Source organism: Alkalibacterium indicireducens (assembly GCF_039522005.1).
Lineage (GTDB): Bacteria > Bacillota > Bacilli > Lactobacillales > Carnobacteriaceae_A > Alkalibacterium > Alkalibacterium indicireducens.
Map to the genome: position 1 here is coordinate 1 of NZ_BAAADA010000029.1, position 8644 is coordinate 8644.

Below are 8644 nucleotides of genomic sequence, written 5' to 3' on the forward strand. Positions count from 1 at the left end.
CCACTAATGATAGTGAGAAATCATTTCTCTCTTATTTTTCTTTTGTTTTTCATAAAACTTTTTACACTACCTAGTATAATAAGTATAACATAAGCTTTGCACGGACATAAAAAGTAAATTGTTGATGAACACGTATTTCAGCAAAACACAAAATCGAACAATTAAATATATCAAAGTGAGCATTGTTCGTTATATAAAAATGTAAACGCATTCTTTATTAATAATGGTCATTTCACCTGTTTGATAACGAATAAAATCATGTTAGAATGTAGGAGAACATCACTTGTATTTAATAGTGAAGAAGCAGTGGAGGGATGAGAGTGGCAGGAGAAGCAAGTCAGTTAAAACGAACACCCTTATATGATTACTATACTGATAATGGAATAAAGCTGGTGGATTTTGGGTCATGGGCCCTTCCGATCCAGTTTACCAAACTGATAGAAGAGCACCACGCTGTTCGCGAGCGTGTAGGACTGTTCGATGTATCTCACATGGGAGAGATCGAGGTTCAAGGAGAGCAGGCGACAGCTTGGCTCAATAGATTGATAACGAACGATTTGGCGGCCATTTCAAATGGACAGGCGCTCTATACTCTGGTCACGAATGAAACAGGTGGCATCCTGGACGACATCATTATATTCAAAAAGAATGAATCAGCGTATCTGCTGACACCGAATGCATCGAATACAGACAAAATCAGAGACTGGCTGCTGAAGCATCAGGACGGATCGGTCACGATTGAAGATAAATCTCTTGAAACAGGACTGATCGCTGTTCAGGGCCCAGATGCGGCACATGTGGTTGCTGAAGTGTTTGGGGATGACATTAAAGAACTGAAGAATTATCACTTTACGGAAATCGCTGAAGCCGGCACATTTACAGACGTGCTCGTTTCCAGAACAGGCTATACAGGTGAGGATGGGTTCGAGTGTTACGTCAACTGGAACCAGACTCAAGACTTGTGGCAGGCGTTCAAGGACGCAGGAAAACAGTATAATCTAGCTGAATGTGGACTCGGGTCCAGAGATACGCTTCGTCTGGAAGCAGGTATGCCGCTTTACGGACAGGACTTGTCTGAAGACATTACACCTCTTGAAGCCGGGCTTAGTTTTGCAGTGAAATGGGATAAGCCGGAACCATTTATCGGCCAAGCAGCCCTGGAAAAGCAGAAAGAAGAAGGAACGGTCTATTTGTCCAGAGGATTTGAACTGCTTGAAAGAGGAATAGCCAGAGAAGGCTACCCGGTATATAATGAAGCAGACGAAGAAATAGGAGTCGTCACATCAGGGACCCAGTCTCCGACACTTGGGAAGAGCATTGGTTTCCTGAGAATGAGAAAATCTGAAGGCAAGCTGGGAGACACGGTCTATATTCAAGTCCGTAAGAAACGCATTCCAGCCAGACTGATCAAGAAGAATTTTTTAAAGAACTGAAGCGATAAATAACATCTGAAAGAAGGAATAATGATGACAGACAAAGCTAGACTATATTTCACAGAAGAACACGAATGGATCGAACTAATCAATGATGACTACGTCCGTGTAGGGATTTCCGATTATGCTGTAGAACAGCTGGGCGACATTGTATTTGTTGAACTGCCGGAATTAAGCGCTGAACTCGAAGCAGAGGATGAATTTGCGACTGTTGAGTCAGTGAAATCCACCTCTGAAATTTATTCTCCCGTAAAAGGCACAGTATCCAAAATCAACAGTGCCTTGGAAGATGAACCTGAAAAACTGAATGAAGCGCCCTTTGGAGAAGGCTGGCTTGTTGAAATCCAGTCATCTGAACCAGTCGATGTTTCCGGACTGATGGATGCTTCGGCATACGACGAGTACGTTTCAGGACTATAACCCTTGTAGGAAGAAGAACGGATCTCATTCGCTCTTCTTTCTGCTCTTTTTTTGACATCAAAAGACATGAAGGAGTGGATTTTTTGACTAACCAACACCGTTATCTGCCGACCACCGATCAGGACCGCAAGGAGATGCTTGAAACGATCGGCGTATCATCCATTAAAGACCTATTTTCTGATATCCCTGAATCGACTCGCGCAACAAAAGATAAAGCGATTGATCTGGAAGATGCCTTGAGCGAACAGGCACTCACCAAGTACATGAAAGAATTGGCAGCTAAAAATACAACAACAGAAAGTCACGCCTATTTCTTAGGAGCAGGCGTATATGACCACTATAGTCCCAGCATCGTCAATCATGTGCTTCTGCGTTCCGAATTCATGACGGCTTATACCCCGTATCAGCCGGAAGCTAGTCAAGGCGAACTGCAGGCCCTGTTTGAATTCCAGACCATGATGTGTGAATTGACAGGCATGGACGTAGCCAACTCAAGTTTATACGACGGCTTCACTTCATTAGGCGAAGCCTGCAACCTGGCTACTTCAGCTACGAAGAAACAGAATGTGTTGTATTCAAAAGCCCTGCATCCTCAGGCAAAAGAAGTCATTCATACTTATGCGTACGGCATGGAATACTCAGTGAAAGAAGTCAGTCTGAACGGTACCCGCACAGATATAGATGAACTGAAGTCAGCCATTGATGAGGATACAGCTGCTGTGATCATTCAATACCCTAACTTCTTCGGAACGATTGAAGACCTTAAAGAAATAAAATCACTTCTTGAAGATACAAAAGGTATCCTTATCGTCATGGCCAATCCACTGGCTCTCGCTCTGCTTGAAGCACCTGGAAAACTGGGTGCAGATATCGTTGTCGGTGATACTCAGCCATTCGGTATTCCAATGAGCTTCGGCGGCCCGCACTGTGGATACTTTGCAGTGAAGAAAAAATACATGCGTAAAGTACCGAGCCGTATCGTTGGTCAGACAACGGATAAAGACGGCAAGCGAGGATTTGTTATGACGCTGCAGACTAGGGAGCAGCACATTCGCCGTGAAAAAGCGACATCCAACATGAGTTCGAACCAGGCTCTGTTAGCCCTTGGGACCTCAGTATTCCTTGCAGCAGTAGGTAAAGTGGGTCTGCAGGAAATGGCTCAGCAAAACTTGAATCATGCCCACTATGTGAAAAAAGAGCTGACTGATAAAGGACTGACTGTTCTGTCTGACAATGACTTCTTCAATGAATTTGTTGTCAAATTGGACCGCCCATTCTACGAGGTCACTGACCAGTTGCTTGACCATCAAATCGTCGGAGGGTTCGATGTGTCTGAAGCACTGAACGAAGAGAATGCCATGCTCTTATGCGTCACGGAAAAACGGACGAAAGAAGAAATGGACCAGCTCGTATCACTTTTAGTAGGGGAGGGGAAATAACATGACTGCAGTCTATAACGATTTACTATTCGAAATTTCCAGACCGGGACGTAAAGGCTACAGTCTTCCGGAGTCTTCTGTTGAAAAAACGGATCTTACAGGCGTTATACCTGAGCATCTGATTAGAGAAGATGCAGCTGAACTTCCTGAATTGTCCGAGCTTCAAGTCATGCGTCACTATACAGGCTTATCTAACAAGAACTTCGGGATCGAGACTGGCTTTTATCCGCTTGGCTCGTGTACGATGAAGTACAACCCGAAAGTCAATGAAGACATTGCACGGTACAGCGGATTTGCTCAAATCCATCCGTTCCAGCCAGCCCAAACGGCTCAAGGGGCATTGGAACTGATGTATCGCCTGGAAGAGAACCTCAAGGAAGTCACCGGGATGGATGCTATTTCCTTACAGCCGGCTGCGGGTGCTCAAGGTGAGTGGGCAGGCCTACTCATTTTTAAAGCGTATCATGAAGCAAATGGGGAAGGCGAACAGCGCCGTAAGATCCTGGTTCCCGATTCAGCTCACGGAACAAATCCGGCGAGTGCAGTCGTTGCCGGCTATGACGTCGTGGAAATCAAATCAAACGAGCAGGGACGTGTCGGAATCGATGCACTGAAAGCTGCGGTCGGACCGGATACTGCCGGACTGATGCTGACGAATCCGAATACGCTAGGTCTGTTTGAAGTGGACATCGTTGAAATTGCTGAAATCGTTCATGAAGCGGGCGGACTGCTCTATTATGACGGAGCAAATGCAAATGCTATTTTAGGTAAATCAACACCGGGTGAAATGGGCTTCGATGTCGTCCACTTGAATCTGCATAAATCATTCAGTACCCCGCACGGTGGGGGCGGACCTGGTTCCGGACCGATCGGCGTGAAAGACTACCTGAAAGCCTTCATGCCGTCTCCACGTATCGAAAAAGAAGGAGACAGGTATCAAGTAACAACGGATCATCCACAATCGATCGGTCGAGTGAAGGGCTACTTCGGTAACTTCGGCGTCAATGTCCGTGCGTATTCGTATATCCGTTCCATGGGAGCAGAAGGCCTGCAGCAGGTATCGGAGGATGCTGTTCTGCACGCGAACTATCTGAAAGCCCGTCTGGAACCATATTACGACACACCATACAGTTCACACTGTAAGCATGAGTTCGTCTTAAGCGGCGTCCGTCAGAAAAAACTGGGGGTACGTACGCTTGATATTGCCAAACGTCTGCTGGACTACGGCTTCTACGCACCAACTGTCTACTTCCCGCTGATTGTTGAAGAATGTCTGATGATCGAACCAACTGAAACGGAGGCGAAAGAACAGCTGGATGCTTTTGCTGATGCTATGATCGAAATAGCAGAAGATGCAGAAAACAATCCGGAAACTGTGACGGGAGCACCGTTCACGAAAGCTGTCAAACGTCTGGATGAAGTAACGGCCGCACGTAAACCTGTGGTCACTTATCAGAGAGACTGAACGGTCTGATAAAGGTCAATTAGTTGACAGGACGGACAAACTCGATTAGCATTCAAGATAACTGAACATTAAACTGAAAGCAGGTTGTTTACTCGAAAGGTAGAGAACCTGTTTTCTGCAGGGAGGATATTTATGGATTTAAAGTTGAATGGGAAAAATGCATTAGTCCTGGCGTCAAGCACGGGACTTGGAAAAGCTGTCGCAATGGAATTGGCCAAAGAAGGGGCCAATGTCATGCTGACGAGTCGAAGTAAGGATAAATTGATTGAAGCCAAAAAAGAAATCGACCGGGTAGCCACAGGTCAGGTGGATTATATGTTATCAGATCTGACTGATCTCACATCAATTAAGGATCTGGTCGAAGTGACACGAAAAACATTCGGGAAAATCAATATCCTGGTCAACAATACCGGTGGCCCATCAGCAGGTTCATTCAATGATCTGGATGATGCGGAATGGAACAAGGCTTTTAACCTGACTTTGAACAGTTACATCAGAACGATTCGAGAAGTTCTGCCGGATCTGAGAGAAACCAGAGGACACATTCTGAATAATACTTCTTCTTCAGTGAAACAGCCGATAGACGGACTGCTTCTGTCTAACGTATTCAGAATGGGGGTCCAGGGCTTGTCTAAAAGTTTATCTCAGGAGCTGGCCAGAGATGGCATCATGGTCAACACCATTGGAGCGGGACGCATTGAAACAGATCGTCTCACCGAACTGGACAGCAAGCGTGCAGAACGCGAAGGGAGATCACTAGAAGACGTTCACCAGTCGATTGAAAACCAGATTCCAGCGGGCCGATACGGTAAACCCGAAGAATTTGCCAAGATGGCAGCTTTCCTGGTTTCTGGCGTCAACACCTATGTCTCAGGACAGACCATCCTTGTCGATGGAGCAATGAGCAAGTCGTATTAGCAGGATAAATAGACTAGAGACCCGTTTCTCCATTAATGAAGACGGGTCTTTTCTATATGTTGAGAATCCGAAAACACGCTCTAGTTCAGAATAGGTTTATCGATTGAACTCCACTGATAGGCTATGAAAATAAAGTTTACACGAGTTATCCCTATCTGAACTCGACTCGATTCCAGTACGGTTTAGTTCAGCCGCTCATCTCCTTACTGAACTCGATTCAAGCACAGGAATAAGGCAGTTCACGTCGGAAAATTGTGTTAAACTAGAGTGAAACGGAATTATAAAAAGGCTGGAGGACCCGACCTGTTTCACAGTACAAGGTCTTAACACATTTCTTAAAACAAATTCAGCCGAAAAAGGAAAGGACTAGTCAAATGACCAAACACCTATATTTCGCCTCGCCACTGTTCACTGAAATGGAGCAGCACTACAATACATACGTCGTCAATAAAATCAGAGAAGCATTTGAGGAGAATATTGACGTCTATCTGCCTCAGGAGAACGCGGCGATCAATGACAAGAGCAATTATGCCAGCAGCATCCAGATCGCCGATGGAGACAATGCGTACTTGAAAAAAGCCGACATCTTAGTTGCTGTACTCGACGGCGTCACAGTCGATGCCGGAGTCGCGTCAGAGATCGGATACTTCTATGCACTGGAAAAACCAATCATTGGGATTTACACTGATATTCGACAAGGAGCAGGAAACAATAAAGAGAAAATTGAGGCACTGGATGAAATAGCCGAGTCTCCATTTTCATATATCAATCTCTACACAGTCGGTCTGGTCAAGCAAAGGGGGCAAATTGTCAGAAGCAGTGACGAGCTGATCGACATGCTGAAGGAATGGATGACGAGTGATCAGAAATCAGTCTAAAAACAACCTGACTGTTCTCCAGAATGAAAATCAAGCAAGATTAATCTTGTGTTCAATAATGTGGACAGACCGCTGCCGGTCTGTCTTACCAATGATAAAACGTTTTCTGAGACATGACTCATCAGAATTAATAAAAATCCGGTTGAAAAACATGCTGGAAACGTGTAGACTAATAAGCGTTGTATAAATAGAAAAGATAGAGGCGCGAAGAAAAAGAGTAAGGACTGAGAGGGGACACCCGCTGACCAGTCACGAAAGGGTTCTTTGCCGAAGGGAATCAGGTGGTTAACCGGTTCTCCTGGGCATACGTTTAACAGGCGTATGACTGTCACGTTTACGTGGAGCACTATCCTAGTCAATGTTTTTTCAAGCATTCAGGGGCGTGTTCCTGGGTGCTTTTTTCTATTTATAAATAATAGAAATGGAGATATATCATGAAAAGAAAATTACAATGGTTTATATTAATCGGACTGGTCAGTTTTACCCCCAGCACCGTATCTGCAGCTGAAACAGGAGGGAGCATGGCTTCAAAACTTGGAGCAGTCACACTGATTCCGCCTCTTGTTGCTATCGCTTTGGCTTTCCTTACAAAAAATGTGGTCCTGTCACTGTTTCTGGGTGTGTTTTCCGGAACGATCATTGCTCAGTATGCAGGTGGAGCAAATATCTTGACCGGTATCATTTTCGGATTTACGGATATCATTGATTACATCCTGAACTCATTGGCTGATCCCTGGAATGCGGGAATCATTCTGCAGGTTCTGGTTATTGGGGGGCTGATTGCTCTGATCACCAGTTCTGGTGGCGCTCGAGCTATCGCCGAAGCTCTGGCTAAAAAGGCTAAAGGACCGATCAGTACTCAGCTGATCACATGGACTCTGGGCCTACTGATCTTCTTTGATGATTACGCCAATGCGCTTATAGTCGGACCGATCATGCGTCCTGTTTCAGATAAAATGAAGATTTCCCGCGAACGTCTGGCATTCTTGATTGATGCAACAGCCGCACCAATTGCCGGGATCGCTCTTATTTCTACCTGGATCGGCTATGAAGTCGGACTGATCAATGATGCGTATCTGTCGATCGGTCAGGAAGTAAATGCGTATGGCGTCTTCCTTCAGACGATTCCATACCGCTTCTACAATATTCTGATGCTCTTTTTCGTTGCTCTGACCTCAATGACTCTACGTGAGTTCGGTCCAATGAAAAAAGCTCAGGAACGTGCACGAGATACACATCAACTGATCGCTCAAGGAGCAACGCTTGAGAGTGAGGAAGAAGAACTGGAAGTTGTAGCCAAAGGTACTCCATCGATCTGGAGTGCGCTTGTTCCAATCGGTGCACTGATTTTATTCAGTTTTATCGGTTTCTACACAGACGGGCGTCAGGCTATTCTAGCTTCAGACAACACTGCACTTATTCAGACTGTTCAGAATGCTCCTTTCTCATTTGTTGCATTAAGAGAAACATTTGGTACATCTGATGCATCTGTCGTCCTGTTCCAGGCTGCACTGATCGCCAGCATTATTGCCCTTGTAATGGGTGTCATTAAAGGTCATTTCAGTTTTGGCAAAGGAATCGATATATGGGTATCCGGAATGAAGACCCTTATGATCACTGGTGTCATATTATTACTGGCTTGGTCTCTTTCAGGCGTGATGGGTGAACTCGGAACTGCAGACTACCTTGTGTCGCTGTTAAGTGATACACTTCCAGCATTCCTGCTGCCGACAGTCATCTTCCTTCTGGGAGCTGTCATTTCATTTGCGACAGGGACGTCATACGGTACAATGGGTATCCTGATGCCGCTGGCTATTCCTCTGGCAACTGCTATGGATCCTGGAAATGCCGACTTCATCGTTATGTCAGCTGGAGCCGTACTGACCGGTGCAATCTTTGGGGACCACGCTTCACCGATTTCAGATACGACCATTCTATCGTCAAGGGGAGCAGGGTCGAATCTGCTCGACCACGTCAACACGCAGCTGCCTTATGCAATTGCCATAGCGGTCATTTCCGTTTTATCTAAAATAGCCGAGAAGACCCCCACTTCTTACGAAGTGTAAAGTGGGGGATGAATCGGCTTCGGAC

7 protein-coding genes and 1 riboswitch are annotated in these 8644 nt (G+C 45.5%); all 7 genes read left to right on the plus strand.

Annotated features, from left to right (window positions below):
- The first annotated feature begins 320 nt into the window (after positions 1-320).
- A complete protein-coding gene (gene gcvT, locus ABFX15_RS02085; RefSeq protein WP_346023876.1) occupies positions 321-1433 on the plus strand; it encodes a glycine cleavage system aminomethyltransferase GcvT in 1113 nt (370 codons plus the stop codon).
- Positions 1434-1466: 33 nt separating this feature from the next.
- Positions 1467-1853 carry a glycine cleavage system protein GcvH gene (gene gcvH, locus ABFX15_RS02090; RefSeq protein ID WP_091268565.1) on the plus strand — a complete coding sequence of 129 codons (387 nt, stop codon included), beginning with the start codon at positions 1467-1469 and terminating at the stop codon, positions 1851-1853.
- A gap of 83 nt (positions 1854-1936) precedes the next feature.
- Complete coding sequence (gene gcvPA, locus ABFX15_RS02095) at positions 1937-3292, plus strand: aminomethyl-transferring glycine dehydrogenase subunit GcvPA (RefSeq protein WP_346023877.1); 1356 nt, start codon at positions 1937-1939, stop codon at positions 3290-3292.
- Between the two features lies 1 nt (position 3293).
- On the plus strand, positions 3294-4757 hold the full coding sequence (gene gcvPB / locus ABFX15_RS02100; RefSeq protein WP_346023878.1) for an aminomethyl-transferring glycine dehydrogenase subunit GcvPB: 1464 nt from the start codon (positions 3294-3296) through the stop codon (positions 4755-4757).
- Positions 4758-4889: 132 nt separating this feature from the next.
- Positions 4890-5675 carry an SDR family oxidoreductase gene (locus ABFX15_RS02105; RefSeq protein WP_346023879.1) on the plus strand — a complete coding sequence of 262 codons (786 nt, stop codon included), beginning with the start codon at positions 4890-4892 and terminating at the stop codon, positions 5673-5675.
- Between the two features lie 374 nt (positions 5676-6049).
- Positions 6050-6553 (plus strand): nucleoside 2-deoxyribosyltransferase, encoded by a 504-nt coding sequence (locus ABFX15_RS02110; protein WP_346023880.1) that lies wholly within the window; start codon positions 6050-6052, stop codon positions 6551-6553.
- A gap of 189 nt (positions 6554-6742) precedes the next feature.
- A riboswitch (Lysine riboswitch) is annotated at positions 6743-6910 on the plus strand.
- A 77-nt stretch (positions 6911-6987) separates the two neighbouring features.
- The gene (locus ABFX15_RS02115; RefSeq protein ID WP_346023881.1) at positions 6988-8619 is read left to right on the plus strand and encodes a Na+/H+ antiporter NhaC family protein; all 1632 of its coding nucleotides are present in this window, start codon (positions 6988-6990) and stop codon (positions 8617-8619) included.
- Positions 8620-8644: the final 25 nt, after the last annotated feature.